12 protein-coding genes are annotated in these 14,173 nt (G+C 55.8%); 9 read left to right on the top strand and 3 right to left on the bottom strand.

Translation table 11 applies throughout. The features are described from left to right. Nucleotides 1–89 precede the first annotated feature (89 nt). The 8 genes from OJB03_RS03460 (at nt 90) to OJB03_RS03425 (ending at nt 10,201) form a co-directional block, all read left to right on the top strand. Nucleotides 90–563, top strand: coding sequence for a hypothetical protein (locus tag OJB03_RS03460; protein WP_263785311.1), 474 nt, complete (start codon nt 90–92; stop codon nt 561–563). A gap of 837 nt (nt 564–1,400) precedes the next feature. After that, nucleotides 1,401–2,342 carry a hypothetical protein gene (locus tag OJB03_RS03455; protein WP_263785309.1) on the top strand — a complete coding sequence of 314 codons (942 nt, stop codon included), beginning with the start codon at nt 1,401–1,403 and terminating at the stop codon, nt 2,340–2,342. Between the two features lie 380 nt (nt 2,343–2,722). Beyond that, nucleotides 2,723–3,355, top strand: a complete 633-nt coding sequence (locus OJB03_RS03450) for a DUF3667 domain-containing protein (protein ID WP_263785307.1) — start codon at nt 2,723–2,725, stop codon at nt 3,353–3,355. A 1,593-nt stretch (nt 3,356–4,948) separates the two neighbouring features. Continuing rightward, nucleotides 4,949–5,761, top strand: a complete 813-nt coding sequence (locus OJB03_RS03445; protein WP_263785305.1) for a hypothetical protein — start codon at nt 4,949–4,951, stop codon at nt 5,759–5,761. Nucleotides 5,762–5,953: 192 nt separating this feature from the next. Next, nucleotides 5,954–6,550 carry a hypothetical protein gene (locus OJB03_RS03440; RefSeq protein ID WP_263785304.1) on the top strand — a complete coding sequence of 199 codons (597 nt, stop codon included), beginning with the start codon at nt 5,954–5,956 and terminating at the stop codon, nt 6,548–6,550. Between the two features lie 255 nt (nt 6,551–6,805). Continuing rightward, on the top strand, nt 6,806–7,381 hold the full coding sequence (locus OJB03_RS03435; protein WP_263785300.1) for a hypothetical protein: 576 nt from the start codon (nt 6,806–6,808) through the stop codon (nt 7,379–7,381). 557 nt (nt 7,382–7,938) lie between these two features. Further along, a complete protein-coding gene (locus OJB03_RS03430) occupies nt 7,939–8,370 on the top strand; it encodes a hypothetical protein (protein ID WP_263785298.1) in 432 nt (143 codons plus the stop codon). A 1,312-nt stretch (nt 8,371–9,682) separates the two neighbouring features. Then, nucleotides 9,683–10,201 (top strand): DUF421 domain-containing protein, encoded by a 519-nt coding sequence (locus OJB03_RS03425; protein WP_263785296.1) that lies wholly within the window; start codon nt 9,683–9,685, stop codon nt 10,199–10,201. 75 nt (nt 10,202–10,276) lie between these two features. On the opposite strand, the gene OJB03_RS03420 is transcribed toward OJB03_RS03425, so the two are convergent. The 3 genes from OJB03_RS03420 to OJB03_RS03410 form a co-directional block, all read right to left on the bottom strand. Beyond that, complete coding sequence (locus tag OJB03_RS03420) at nt 10,277–11,470, bottom strand: PorV/PorQ family protein (RefSeq protein WP_263785294.1); 1,194 nt, start codon at nt 11,468–11,470, stop codon at nt 10,277–10,279. Nucleotides 11,471–11,514: 44 nt separating this feature from the next. After that, nucleotides 11,515–12,861: a 16S rRNA (cytosine(967)-C(5))-methyltransferase RsmB gene (gene rsmB / locus OJB03_RS03415; protein WP_263785292.1), complete on the bottom strand. Its 1,347-nt coding sequence runs from the start codon at nt 12,859–12,861 to the stop codon at nt 11,515–11,517. Nucleotides 12,862–12,937: 76 nt separating this feature from the next. Further along, the gene (locus OJB03_RS03410; protein ID WP_263785291.1) at nt 12,938–13,399 is read right to left on the bottom strand and encodes a hypothetical protein; all 462 of its coding nucleotides are present in this window, start codon (nt 13,397–13,399) and stop codon (nt 12,938–12,940) included. A 264-nt stretch (nt 13,400–13,663) separates the two neighbouring features. On the opposite strand from OJB03_RS03410, the gene OJB03_RS03405 reads away from it, so the two are divergent. After that, complete coding sequence (locus OJB03_RS03405; protein ID WP_263785289.1) at nt 13,664–14,155, top strand: hypothetical protein; 492 nt, start codon at nt 13,664–13,666, stop codon at nt 14,153–14,155. Nucleotides 14,156–14,173 lie beyond the last annotated feature (18 nt).

Raw genomic sequence — 14,173 nt, 5'->3', positions numbered from 1 at the left:
TGCGTTGGTTTCACGGAGTTACGAAACGAGTGCGTGGATATGTTGAGTGCTCTGATATAATTGTAGGTTATGCATACTCGTTTTATTCTATGTCTCGTGGGTCTCTCACAGGATTAGGAACCTATCGGGCGATTCGGTGGGGCTACCCGCCGCTGTTGCTTTTCCTGCTTGTTGGGATTGCTGCGATACTTCCAGAGCTTCAGAAAGGAAGTTCTTTCGCTGTAGAGGCACTCATCGCAGCGCTACTCTTCAGTGGGTTGGTTCTTCTTCTTTCGATTATATATTTCAAGCTCGTCCACGTCGAGATCGACGAGGATGGTCTTTATGCGGGCGGACGCATGATTCCGTGGAAACGGGTGAAACGCTTGGCTGCGTGGAAGCATAGGCCACCGCTTCTAATCGTGAAGTATGTCGCGGAGGGACGGGACCGATACGTCGTCACGACCACTCCGGCATTTGATCAGAACGAGACTATAGAGAAAGTACTTGAATTGTGGCAGCAGGAAATCGGAAGGCAACTCGTCCGAAGGGAAAACATGCTGCGTACATTGCTGACGGCATAGTGGGTATGCATAACCCTCGATGTAGCTGACGAAAAGCTCGGACCGTTTTGCCCCCTTCAGGCGAATGACGTTTCTAATGCTTGAAGCGACAGATCTACCGCGACTTTTCGCGAGCTAATCGATTCCGTTATGCCTCTTAAAAATAACTCTGTTTTGCATCGACATTTCGGCTCTGTGTGATCGAAATGGATAGGCGACGCGAACCACTTTCATTTATTCTAATCGGCTGAAGCAAATAAGATGGGACAAAGCGACTGTACGAGTAATACGGCGAGTAACCGTAAAGGTACTAGAAATATAGGACTTCCGCTGATTATAATATCGATCTCATTGTCTATGATAGGATCATCTTTAGGAGATGGAATACGAGTGGTCGGATTCACAATCACAGAAGTAGGGTTTTATATTTTGTCAATAGTATTTGCGATTAGCGGACTCGTAGTAGTGGTGTGGTCGGAGGTTCAAAAGGGACGAGATGAAGGATAAACTACGTGAAGTGAAAACGCTGGGCTGAAGCCATAGGACGTTGTAGAAAAGATAGGAGGGAGCGAAAAGATCGACACGATGCTAAAAAAAGCTTCGTCGAAGCAACCTTTCATAGGTGAGAAGAGAAAAGTCGAAGAGGCATAACCCCCGCTAGAGCTGACGGAGGGCTGATGCTGTCATCGATCGAGGTTTAGTAAGCAGTTTCGCCTTCGCTGGTCGGGAGTGACGATGCTGGAGACTGGAAACTACATCCGGCGTTGTCATTTCAGCCAGCTGGATTTCCGTTTGACATTTTTCCACCCTCCGCACCTCAGCTAAATCGTTATACGCACCAATAAACTTTCAGAACGAATGAGTGCCCTCGTCTTCGACAGCAATGTGTATCGCAATCTATTCCGAGAGCTCGATTTCGAAGAGGCGAGAGATTTAGGCACCAAGCTTTCAAAAAAGCAGTCGGAACAGGGGGATACCTCGTACGCTCAGCTGTACGTTGTATGTGAGCTCCTTTCCCATCTCGCGGATACAAGTGATCCTGCCTTCGGAGACTGCCGACATGCTATTTTGGGCTTATGGAATCACTGCTTGCAGGAGTCCAAGGAGATGATGCGCTTCATTCCAGATCCCGAACTCCAGTTTGCGAAAGAGTTTTACGGAGAAATTGATGACCAATATGGGGCGCTTTATAACAACGTGATGTACCTCTGCAAAGAGGTGAATGAGAGAGGAGAAAGCGACGAATTAACCGATATTAGGGGTAATCTGAGCGAAGTTAGTAGAGCAATCGAAATGTCAGAAGCTAATTTCGTCGACGATGTTTTGAGGCAGGTGGTAAACCATACAGATCCGAACGCCTCCAATTGGCAAATTTTTGAAGATGACGAGGAGGCAAAAAGCGAAATATTGTCTTTTCTAAATAGCGAAGATTCCGACGTAATAATAGGTATTTCTAATGCGCTACGGTTTAGAGATGCTGCTGGAGTAGGTGAAGAATCACCTGATGAAATTCGTGCTAAAGGAAAGTATCTTGCCGAGAACTACAAGGTGCCAATGAAGATGTACAAAGAGATACTGAAGCGCATCGTCGAAACTGGATGTGACCTGACCAAAAAGAATAGGGCAAACTGGCTGTGGGATATGCAAATTTCATTTTTCCTTGGACCGAATAATCATGTTCAGGGAGAACACCTGGTTCTCGTTACTGACGACGGCGATATTCTTGACGCTGCGGATGAGGCGGGAGCTAGTAATTATGTGATGGAATTATCCCACTATCGGAGTAGCGTCGGTGTCTAAATGATTTCTAGAACTGTAGAGGCATAACACATCGCTACACCTGACGAAAAGAGGAGGCCGATTTGCGTTCTACGAACGTTGGTGCTTCCGTTGCCTTCGATAATGGAAGCGCCGCGACTTTTCGCAGGTGAGCTTCACGTTATGCCTACGTGGAAAACAAAAGGTTGTAACCCATGTCATCTTCAGCCTCAGAAACAAGCACGTCACCCGGTACTCCGCCCCACGAGGCTGATGCAGAACCAGGTGGCAGGATGGAGACTGAGTTGTCCTCATCTGCCGCTTCGAATCGGTGCATGAATTGCCAGGCCCCGCTACAGGGCGACTACTGCTATCGTTGTGGCCAGTCGGCTCAGACTCAGCGCCTACGTTTCTCACAACTTGTGGGTAGCCTCCTACAGGGGCTCTTCGATCTGGACTTCAAGACACTCCAAACTGCATGGAATCTGTTCACGCGTCCCGGCTCGATGGTTCGGGATTACGTGGAGGGAAACCGCGTGACTTACCTGAATCCACTGCGCTACTACGTTCTCATCGTTGCCCTAAACATCGGTCTCTCGGCTCTATTCGGCATGTTAGATGTTGCCTCGGCCAGCGCGAACAGCGGAAACGGGTTCTGGGACGCTCATTTCGTGGCTCTCCAGATTAGCCTCTTGTATGCGGTCATCGCAATACCTATTGCCGCGAGCCAATGGCTGCTCCACCGCAGTGGTCGTTTGACCCTTGCTGAGCACTACGCCTTCTTGCTGTATCTTCTGGCGCAAAGCATTCTTGTGGTGGCAATTATTGACGTATTTGCGATAGTTGGCACGGGTGCTGAATTGAGCGGTGACGTGGAGGGACTCACTTGGCTGGGAGTGTTCACTACTTACGTCGTTTGGGCAGGGCGGGCTTTCTACCGAGAAGCTGTCTGGCATACCGCATGGAAGACTATCGCCTCATACGTGGCCACGCTAGTGGTGGGGGGATTCTGTACAGCTGCGGGAATCGGTCTATACCAGTTGCTAGTGATTTGATGTTAATGTAGGCATAACCCCCTATTACAGCCGACGACGGGCGGGTGCCACTTTGATAGTTGGCGTCTACTCTGCTGTTTTCCTAGGTTTCGAAGCCCGTCGCGGCTGAATGTCCCCGTTATCGCGCGTCTAGCATTCTGAATTGATTCCAGAGGGCGATGTCAAATTGGTTCGCAAAGATGTCAGACTGGTTCACCAGGGCAGGAAATGGAGACGACCTAGTAGTCCAGTCTCTTCTCATTTTCACCATGACCCTTGTTATGCTTCGCACCGGCTTGAATGATCCAGTGGGAATTGCTGCACTAATTGTGCAGTTTGGAATTCTCGTCCGGGTCAACTACGTGCATGGAAGCTCAGCCCAAGAGGACGAGAAAATGTCAGGCATAACCCGACGCCAAAGGCCGTAGGACGCGCCATAACCATCACTGTAGCTGACGAGCGGCCTGTGCTAATTATCAAGTGTTTTCGGTGATGCAATTCGTCTTCGTTGATCGGTACCGGCCTTATGAGCGAATGGACATTGCCCCATCTATATTGGTCTACCGGAGTGCAATATTGCTGACCTCTTCCTGGCCGCTCGCGAGCTAAGTTCGTCCGTTATGGAGAAGCACTTTACTACCAAATTTATTTCCACGTACCTGGTTCAAAACCCTCGTCTTTCAGACGAGCCGCTTTAGCATCGCTGTATGGAAGACGAGGTCTTGCTGAGAGACCGAGTCTTTCGCATTCGACAGCTGGATGGAGAATTGGATCGAAAGGCAAGAGAGAAGTCGGCACCCACATTTGAAGGTTGAGCCTTTAGCCGACTTCCAGTCGTCACACCCTCCACAAAACCCCTCGACTTCCAGTCGAGGGTGGTTTAGTAAACTTTTGTCTCAGAAGTACCGTATACTAATGTTGTAAACTCTCGCTTCGGCTCATTCACAGGTTGTCACCTAGCTATGGGAATCTCAGGTTCTTATAAGAGGGCCGTACGGTACAGCCGGTACCTCGAGGCGCTTCAGACGGTGCACACTGAGCAGGCGCGACTGCTGAATTTTCGCGTTGGCCTGCCCGCATTCATGATAGCCACCGCGATACACTTCGCTAATGGAGGCTGGATATGGGGACAGCTCTCACTCATTTTCCTGACTCTCACTGCTTGCTTCTGTGCAAAGTTACCCTATAGTACAACGGAGGGAACTAATCTCGAAGCTAAGGATGAACTTGATAAAGATGTAAGAAGCGATATAAAGAACTTTGTTTTTAGTACGAAAAAAGTTATCTCAAAGTCGTACGTCGCATACTCCGGTATGTCAATACTCTGGTTAACTGTTGTGCTTAGCGGCACTTAAAAATACGCGCATGGGATAGTGTACGGAATATTTATCTCACCAGGCATTTGCCATAACCCACGGCTACAGCTGAAAATGGACTGGTGCCGTTTTCGATCGAGTCCAGTCAAGCGCGTTCGCCTCCACGGGTCCAATTTAACGACGCTGGTGGATGGCAACTGCGCCCGGCGAAATCGTTCTAGCGATCAGAATCTGTCAGGCATTTCTGTGTCCATTTCAGCTGAGCGTTGTCGTTATGGCACACAGTCGAGTGTCGAATATGGATGCAAATAGCAGTGACTCACCGCTTCCCGAAATTATAGAAACTAGTGTTCGGAGTACTGGAAGAGGCGTTGGGGTTCTTCTCGGAGGCGCACTAACTAAAGGTGATCCAGCAGGAGCTGTGCTCGGAGCTTCATTAGGACCATGGTTAACCGATGCTCTTCATCGACTAGTTCTTGAGTTCAATAGTCGTTTTCTCAGTAGTCGAGAAGAGAAGCGTGTTGTTTCCGCATTATACTATGCTGCGCAGCGAATAGAACAACGACGAGATAGTGGTGACACGCTTCGGTCAGATAATTTTTTTGACGAGGAAACGGACAGATCCTCTGGTGAGGAAGTACTTGAGGGCGGAATAATTGCGGCCCAGCGTGAACATGAGGAAAGAAAAATTGAATACATTGGTTATCTTCTAGCTAATATTTGTTTCGATTCCTCCATAGACCAATCCAGAGCTAATGTGCTAGTTGAGGCAGCAGAGCGCATGAGTTGGAGGCAGATGACGTTGCTGTCGTATCTAAATCGCCTGTCAGAATTCGCGCTTGGCTGGAGAGATACCCCTGAGGTTGATTCTGCTAACCTGCAGGATTTAGAATCGCCCCCTTTCGATTTCCTGCATGAGGCTGCAGAAGCCCAGCGCATGAGAATTCTAATGGGTGTAGAAGCATATTTGGATTATCCTTATGAACCACGCAAATATGCAGTCTCGAAGTTAGGCGAGCGGCTATACACGCTTATGGAGCTAGGAAATATTCCTCATTCAGAACTTGAAGAGCTGGAGTCGTTGTGCATGTTTGGGCGCTACACAACGTAATGTGCGCCATAACCCTACGCTACAGCTGAAAATGGGCTGAGTCCGTGTCGGTCGAGTCAAATTCTGTCGAGCCTTTTCCTACCCATTTCAGCTGAGCTCTTCCGTTATGCCGCATATGAGGCGTTACCTCTCCTCTGCTTTGAGCGGCCTTTCAATGAGGGTTCAATAGATGCACCAAACACATTAGCTACCATGAGTCAGTCTTTTAGATTAGGTATAGTCCTAAAAAGGACCACCTTCTTAATCACAATATTGTCAATACCTTTTCTTGCTACACCTGGGGACACCGCAGCTCAAAAGAGGAGTCTGACGCTGAAAGCTGGTTATCCGTTGACTATTGGAGATACATTCCTATCTGAGTATGACGGAATCGTGGGAGGCGAACTTATCTATAACTATCCCCTCTCACAGCAGTTAATATTTCGCCCCGCTGTTAGATACGGACGCCTCAACCTCGACCGTACTGATGTGACAGCAAACCTATATTCGGTTAGATCAGGATTTGGATACTATATTTCTTTGACGCGCTCTTTGAGTGTAATTCCGGAAGCCGGGATTGGTTATACCCGATTCAGCTTCCAAGCCTCGGAAGACGCTATGGGAAGCAACAGCATTTCTACGTGGGTAGCACTCACCCCCACGCTGAGCATTAGTCCCTCAATCGATATTGGGGTTTCGTTCGGTTACAAGGCATCCTTTCTAGAAGAGCCAGAGGAAGCACTGGATACGCCCTATAACCGCCAACTGCATGCACTCATGTTTGAAGCAACTCTCACGTACGGGTTTTGAGTAAGAAGCCAAAGGGGGACTCAAGATTTTCCCAATATTTGCGGCATAACCACCACTACACCTGAACCCGGGCTGCTGCCGCTTTCGAGCGGTCACGGTAGAGCAGTTCGGCTTCGCTGACCGAGAGTGACGATGCAAACGAATGGATACCGCGTCGTACGTTTCAGTTCTAGCGGCACCGGGCGCAACTGAACGGTTCCTCGCCCGGGTCAGGTGAGTTTTCTCGTTATGTGTCTCTGATGAATCAAGTCGTCTATGGAACCCAAAATTGTATGGACAGCCGTATCCGCAGTCGCGGGAGCCATCTCGGCAATTGCAGCTCTGTTCACGGTATGGAATGCACGGAAATCTGCTGAGGAGGAGCGAAAAAATAAGAGAGTCTTCTTCACTATTTCGGAGCCGGGAATCAAGCCCCTACCTGACAGTCCTCCCTTTCGAGTCCAAATTACGCTTGAGAATACAGGAGTCTACTCAGCAACTGATGTGAAGGGAATACTTCTCTTCGTAGAGAGCGATCTTTCAGGTGACCCCGACTATAGTTTTGAGTTCTCAATAGGTAATGTTGTCGACGCAAACGCTCCAACCCCTTGGTACAATGATGGATTACATCTACCTAACGAGACTCCCCCTCACTTCGTCGTATTGGGGATAAAATACTTAGACGTAAGGTTGAGGAAAGAATTTAGCCAGTGCTTTTTCATGAAGTGGCACGGTGTCACCAATGGGGAAACGCATCCTGATTTCGTTCACGTCTCAATTGAAGAAAAAGAAATGGTCACCGAACACCTCCGAGATGAGCTTGCTCCATATTTGGACAAGGAGGACACATAACCCCCGCTAGGGGTGACGGAGGGCTGAGGCTGTCATCGATCGAGGTCTGTTGAGCAGTCTCAACTTCGCTGGTCAGGAGTAGCGATTCCGGAGAATGGAAACTCCGTCTGGCGTTGTTATTTTTGTCGGTAAGCGCTTCGGTTAGCGTTTTTTCGCCCTCCGCACCTCAGCTAAATCGTTATGTGTATTCAGTAGGAGCGAACTCTCCTTCGTCTCCTCGCCATAGTCCAAGCCTGAATCTAATTGAACTGGAATGGGCGAAGATTGCGATTCCCGTCAAGTGGTTCCGTTCGGAAACCGCAATTCAACGTTTGATAGCTATCTCCTTCAGGGTTTTCTTAGTACAAAATAGTGACAGCGCAGGGTGGTTCAAGATGTATCGCTATTCTAATCGAGGTTACTTGCTGTGTGATGAGTGATGCCACACCTTCTCGCACGGTCAATCTCGCGTGTCGGGGCTTACTGGGAAGTGGACCACACAGTAGCTTGACTACTCAAGTCAACGGTGTTCTAGATGGTGCTCGCCTTCACATTCTTCACACTCACTGAGAGGTACGATGTCAGGTTCAGCGAACACACAAAATCAGCGACGGGGCCTTCGCATCGTTCGAATTGCGCTGCTGACGGGCATCGTGGTCTTTGGAGTCATTACCTGGATTCTTGGTCGGGTCGTGCTACCAGGACCAGCGACGCCGCCACTGGCGGCTGGTCTGGTTCAGGAGATTGGAGCATACGTAGAGTACGGGTTCGTTCTTACGTTTCTTGGCGTCTTCGGTGGCGTGATTGCACTCCGATCACGTTGGAAAGCCGCCGAAGATTTCGAAGCGGAACGGCAGATCAACCTCGCCGGCTGGGCGCTTGCTAATTTCACGGCTCTTTCCGGGGGAATCTATTTGATGCTCGTTGGAGATCCTACGTTCTTCGGGGCTGGTCTGGCCCTCATGGTTCTTACTGCCTTTGTGCTACTTCCTATTTCGGAATCCGACTGATCGGTGACGACGCACATAATCCCCGATGTAGATGACGAAAAGTTGGATCTGTTTTGCCTCCTTGGGACAGAGGTCATTTCTTGTGCTCGGGCGGCAGATCTGCCACGACTTTTCACGAGCTAATCTCGTCCGTTATATTTACTTCGGAAAAATCTCCTAATCGTGTTCTTCCTTCTTTTTATATCGAGAGTGGCTTTTCTCTGTATAGCATCCATTTTATCTGTTTTCGCAATACATAAATTGGGTGGATGGGTGGGGTCGTTTAGTATGGCGGCTATTTTGGCGTTTTTAATGTTGTCCTATCCGGCCTACGCTTTGTACCATAATTATCAGTAGAGTTCGGAAAAGTTAAAGATTAAGTCGGGAGAAAATATTTATTTTCACTACTTTCCACGCATTTCATATCTTATTCCGCCAGGGTTTAGGGTCCAAATTAGAAATGACGAGACGGTAATTTTAGAGAATAGCAAGATGAGGGTTACCCCGATGAAGGTATATATGAACCCAGATTCCGATCTTGCCGCTCGTGAACTCTATTTCGAGAGTCGGAAACAGACCTATCGCGTTAGCCTCACTAGAGGAAACCCACCTATAGCGGATACTTTTTCCAAATCTAAGGTGGAACGGGGGAAATACATCGGATCGCTGGAGAAAACGAGAGGCTCTATCGAGTTTGTACCAGTCCCTCATTCTGAAATACCTAGATATTCAGAATGACATGTCGCAGGCGCTGTTGCGAACTGAACCGATAAGTTTAGAACGACTCCTCCTGGATTTTCGATAGGGCCCATACGGGCGTCGATCTGTTACAACAAGTCGAGAATACTTCGCTACGAGTTTGATGTCCAATTCGTGCTTTAACTGGCTCACATAACCACCACTGCACCTGAACCCGGGCTGCTGCCACTTGCGTGTGATTGCAGTAGAGGTGTTCAACTTTGTTGATCAAGAGTGACCAAGCGAACGGATGGATACTTCGCCGTACGTTGCAGTCCGAGCAGTGGTAGTTGAAGTGAAACGTTTTCCCACCCGGATCAGGTGAGTTTCCACGTTATCGCGACCAAACGCCCGCAGGCTCGCCCTCCAATGTCCCGCCGGATCCCCCACGCCTGCTGTGATCTTCCCTCCTCGGGGTCGGTGCCCCCGTCAACGAACAGCACCTCCCGGACGGCACCGATGGCGGGTCTCTGCAGGCGCCGGACGGAGCCCCACGTCGCCGCGGTTGGAACTGCGGCCGCCCCCGCTCCCCATTCCTTGAGTACGCCCGTACAATGATTGACTGGACATGGATGACCGGCAGTGATCCCTCCCGATGATCCTGCTCACAGGGATCGGCATCTACGCGGCGTTGCTCGTCCTGACGCGCCTGACGGGGCTGCGGAGCTTCTCGAAGATGTCGAGCTTCGACTTCGCGATCACCGTGGCCATCGGCTCCGTCGTGGCCTCGACGTTGCTCGCAAAGCGGCCGTCGCTGTTGGTCGGGGCCGCCGGCCTCGCCGTGCTCTACGGCATGCAGTGGATCGTCTCGACCCTCCGCCGGGCCGCCGCCCTGGTCGAACGGCTCGTCGACAATGAACCCCTTCTCATCATGGCCGGGGAGGAAGTGCTGTCCGACCACCTCGACGCCGCACGCGTGACGGAGGACGACCTCCGGTCGAAGCTGCGCCAGCACGGCATCGCCCACCCGGCGCAGGTGCTGGCCGTGGTGCCCGAGACGACGGGCGATGTCTCCGTCATCCCCCGGAACGAACCGGTTTCCGGGTGGGCCTTCGAAGACGTTCGGAGGGCCGAGCGCCTGACCCCCTTGATCGATGCGGAGCCGACGGGCTGACGCTCCTTCTTTATCCCTCAGGACCGCTTCCATTCCCGGGCGGCTCCCCGTCGGAAAGCAGTAATCGGGGCAGCATCACTCCTCCGGCCGCTCCAGGCCGGGCTGTTCGAGGCGGAGCTGGGCCGAGATGCGGTAGGAGTAGCCCAGGTCGTCCGCCACAATCCCCGCAAAGTCGCCAAAGCTAAAGTCGACGGACACCTGCTCCAGGTCGAGCCCCGCCCCGACGGACGGTGTCAGGTCTACCCCGATCGGGTCGCCCACCTGGAGGCGCTGCACGCCGCCCCGCAGCTCCACCACACCGGCGTAGCGGAAGGCCATCCCCAGCCGCGGCCGGAACGACACGTCGCCAATGTTGGGCACGAACGCCCGCCGCCCATCCACCGCCACGTCCACGTCGAGCCCCACAGTGAGCGTGTGCCCGTCGCCCACCGGCCAGACGGCCCCCGAGCCGAGGCGTGCCACCGGCAGCACGAGCGCCGTCCCCCCCTGCGGGATGCGCTGGTCAAACACGGCCTGATAGCGCGCCGCGTTCCCCTCGATGAGGGTCCCAGTGTCGTCCAGGCACGCGTCGAACGGCTGCTCATCGATCGGGTTGATGCAGTTGACCTCAAAGGCACCGGGCGTGATGCTCCAGCTCTGCAGCATGGTCGTCACGTCGCGGACCACGGCGCCGACGCGGTACGGCCCCGCCCGGTAGCGCGCCGCCACGTCCATGCTGTAGCCCCAGGCGTTGGCGAAGTCGCCGATCGAGCGGTGGATGCCCTTGAAGTTGACGCCCACCGCGAGGCGATCGCTCACCGCCCGGCTGTAGCTCACGAAGAGGGCCCAGTCGGCCGCGGAGAAGCGCGTGATGCGGCTCTCGTAGTCGGGCAGCGGCTGCCCCCGGTCCGGGTTCCAGGCCGCGAGCGTGTTCACGATGTCGTTCACCCCGCTCCGAAAGACGGACACGCCGACCGTGGAGCGCGCCGTCACCGGCATCGCGACGCCGCCGTAGTCGAACGAGACGGCCCCGGCGAAGCGCTCCACGTGCATGTAGCTGATCTCGGGGTAGGACAGGCCGTGCAGGCCCGCCGGGTTCCAGTACCCCGCGCTCACCTCGTCCGCCAGGCCCACGTACGCCCCGCCCATCCCGAGGGCCCGCGCGTCCACGCCGCCGGCCAGAAACTCGGCCCCGTACTTGGCGATGCGCTGCCCGTGGGCGGGCCCGGCCCCGAGGGCCGCGAGCAGCAGTAGGACCAGCACCGATCGCCCGAGACGCTGTACAGGCATGGCGAGGCATGCACATCTAGGGAAGAGCAGACGGGGCGCTCCGATCAGTCGTCGGCCCGTCGCAGCCGGGCCGCAAACGCTCCATCCATTCGGTGGCGGTGCGGGAAGGTCGCGAGGAAGCCCGCGTCCGAGACCATCTCGTCCGGCACGTGGCCGTCTGCGGACTCGACCGTGAAGCCGTCGTGGCGGGCCAGGAAGGCCTCGACGCGCCGCTCATTCTCTTCGGGCTCGGTGGTACAGGTGCTATAGACCAGGAGCCCCCCCGGCCGCACGAGTTGGGCCGCCGCGTCGAGGAGCTCGTCCTGCAGGTCCGCCATCTCCTCCAGGTCCTCCATCGACCGCCGCCACCGCAGGCCGGCCCGCTTCGCGAGCACGCCGATCCCCGTGCAGGGCACGTCCAGCAGCACCCGATCGCCCTGGGGCGGCTCCGGCTGGGCGGCCCAGGCGCGCAGGTCGGCCGTCTCCACCTCGACCATCTCGGACGCGCCCTGCGCCTCCGCCGCCTCCTCGACCCGCTCCAGGCGCTGCTCGTCGCGGTCGACCGCGTAGATCGTCCCTGTCCCCTCCATCCGGGCCGCCGCGTGCATCGCCTTGCCGCCCGGCGCCGCGCAGCCATCGATCAGGGTCTCGCCGGGCTGGGGGTCGAGCAGTTGCACCACGAGGCCGGCGCTCTCGTCCTGCACCGCCACGTGCCCGTCGTCGAGCAGGTCGCCCGCGATGAGGGCCTGCAGGCGCTTCAGGCGCAGGTACTGGTCGAGGTACGGCGAGTCCACGTTCACCACGTCGTGCTCGTCGAGCCACGCTGCCACCTCGTCCTCGCTCGTGCGCAACGGGTTGATGCGCACGCTGTACATGGGCCGCCGGTTGTTGGCGCGGAGCAGCTCGGTCGTCTCGTCGAGCCCGAAGCGGTCCAGCCAGCGCTGCGTCATCCAGGTGGGATGCGAGTAGCGAAGGGCAAGGTCCTCCGCGTCGTCGCCCGTGTCGGGCATCGGGATGTGCTCGCGGTCGCGGTCGATGGTGCGGAGCACGCCGTTGACGAGGTTGCCCGCGCCGGGCCGGAGCGCCTGCTTGGCAAGCTCCACGTACTCGTCGACGGCCGCGTGGGTGGGGGTGGACTGAAACAGCAGCTCGTAGAGCCCAAGTCGCAGGATCTCCTGGAGCCTGTGCTCCATCGACTCGTAGTCCCCGTGGTACGCCTCCCCCAGTACGAAGTCGAGCCACCGGCGCTGCCGCGTGACTCCCGCCACCAGTTCGCGGGCCTGCCGGCGGGTGCGGGCCTCGGCGTCCTCGATCGTCAGCTTGTCGACGAAGGCGTCGTCCTCGCGCACCCGCTCGAGGTGGTCGAGGGCGTGAACGCGGGCGGGCGAGACGGTGTCGATCGTGACGTCCATGGACGGTCGGGAGCCTTGAGGGGAGTAATTGTACACGGGGTCTAACGCACAACCCCCGCGGCCGTTTTCCGGGCCGTCAGCCGCCGCCCCGCAGACCCGCAACCCGGTTCTCGATGGCGTCCAGATACGCATCGTAGATGGCACTGCTGCGGAGGGCCTTGTCGACGACCGCTTCGTCCTCGTCATCCAACCCCCGCTGCCACGTGGTGCGGCCCTGATCCCTGAACGTGAGAAACAGCCGCACGTCCACCTCTCCCCCTTTGTCTTCGACGCGGGCCCGTGCCCTCTCGACCCGACGCCGCGCCTCAATCCCCTGCACCGGCCGCGTGCCCGTGATGATGCGCCCTGCGTCCCGGTCGGCCTCCGTGATCGGAAACTGCCGCCGTTCGAGGGTCTCGAGGGTGGCCCGAAAGACCTGATCGTACGTTCCCTCGATGGCCCGGTCGGTCGCCCCCGGGTGCAAATGGGAACACCCCGCGAGGAGGAGCACCGACGTGAGGCCGATGAGCCGGCGAATTGCGACGGGAGTGGCACGCATGGCGAACCGCTGGGGCCGTGAAAAAGACTGCGTCTGTCCCGTGAGCCGTCCGGCCCGGCCAAAAAGTCACACGCCTGGAAAACGAAGCGAGGACCGTCCCCGCGCACTGAACCCCGCCTGGCCGCAGCGGTACCGGCCAAATGTCTCAGTGTCCCGTCCTGAGGGCACGTTTCGCCCATCAGCGGCCCCAAGCAACGGGAGCGCGGCGGCGATCCAGACCGGCCCCGCGACGCCCCGTGCTCTTCTTCTCCTGTGCTTCTGCCGATGCGCCACCTCCGCCGCAAATTAACGCTGCGTGCCCACGACGAGCAGATCGTGCTCGTCAAGCGCAAGCAGGAGCGCATCGAGCACGTCTGGATGAAGGCCTTCCTGTGGGCCCTCCACCTCCCCCACTATCCGGACCTGGACGTGGAGGTCGCGGTCGACGACAAGTACAAGCCCGACGTGGTGGCGATGGACCGGCGGCGGGGGCGGCCGCAATTCTGGGGCGAGGCCGGGGCCGTGGGCCCGGACAAGACCGAGCACCTCGTCACCGCCTACCCCGATACGCACCTCGCCTTCAGCAAGTGGGACCGGTCCCTGGACGCGGTGCGGGCCCCGGTGGAGCGCGCCCTCCAGACGACCGACCGGACGGCGCCGATCGACCTCTTCCGCGTTCCCGCCGACGGCGCCGAGCAGTTTGTAGACGCGAAGGGGCGGATTGCCGTCTCGCGCGACGAGCTGACGTGGGTACGGGTGGACGACGCCAACGGATAGGGGCCGTCCCCGCCGTCC

The organism is Salinibacter grassmerensis (assembly GCF_947077765.1).
In the GTDB taxonomy this organism is placed as follows: Bacteria; Bacteroidota; Rhodothermia; order Rhodothermales; family Salinibacteraceae; genus Salinibacter; species Salinibacter grassmerensis.
This window is presented reverse-complemented; position numbering and strand designations above follow the sequence as displayed.

Bases quoted from the DNA above. Each gene is read 5' to 3' on its own strand.
- OJB03_RS03430 (WP_263785298.1), top strand. From the start codon at position 7,939: ATGTCAGGTTCAGCGAACACACAAAATCAGCGACGGGGCCTTCGCATC.
- OJB03_RS03405 (WP_263785289.1), top strand. From the start codon at position 13,664: ATGCGCCACCTCCGCCGCAAATTAACGCTGCGTGCCCACGACGAGCAG.
- OJB03_RS03410 (WP_263785291.1), bottom strand. From the start codon at position 13,399: ATGCGTGCCACTCCCGTCGCAATTCGCCGGCTCATCGGCCTCACGTCG.
- OJB03_RS03445 (WP_263785305.1), top strand. From the start codon at position 4,949: ATGGATGCAAATAGCAGTGACTCACCGCTTCCCGAAATTATAGAAACT.
- OJB03_RS03460 (WP_263785311.1), top strand. From the start codon at position 90: ATGTCTCGTGGGTCTCTCACAGGATTAGGAACCTATCGGGCGATTCGG.
- OJB03_RS03435 (WP_263785300.1), top strand. From the start codon at position 6,806: ATGGAACCCAAAATTGTATGGACAGCCGTATCCGCAGTCGCGGGAGCC.
- OJB03_RS03440 (WP_263785304.1), top strand. From the start codon at position 5,954: ATGAGTCAGTCTTTTAGATTAGGTATAGTCCTAAAAAGGACCACCTTC.
- OJB03_RS03455 (WP_263785309.1), top strand. From the start codon at position 1,401: ATGAGTGCCCTCGTCTTCGACAGCAATGTGTATCGCAATCTATTCCGA.
- OJB03_RS03420 (WP_263785294.1), bottom strand. From the start codon at position 11,470: ATGCCTGTACAGCGTCTCGGGCGATCGGTGCTGGTCCTACTGCTGCTC.
- OJB03_RS03425 (WP_263785296.1), top strand. From the start codon at position 9,683: ATGATCCTGCTCACAGGGATCGGCATCTACGCGGCGTTGCTCGTCCTG.
- rsmB (WP_263785292.1), bottom strand. From the start codon at position 12,861: ATGGACGTCACGATCGACACCGTCTCGCCCGCCCGCGTTCACGCCCTC.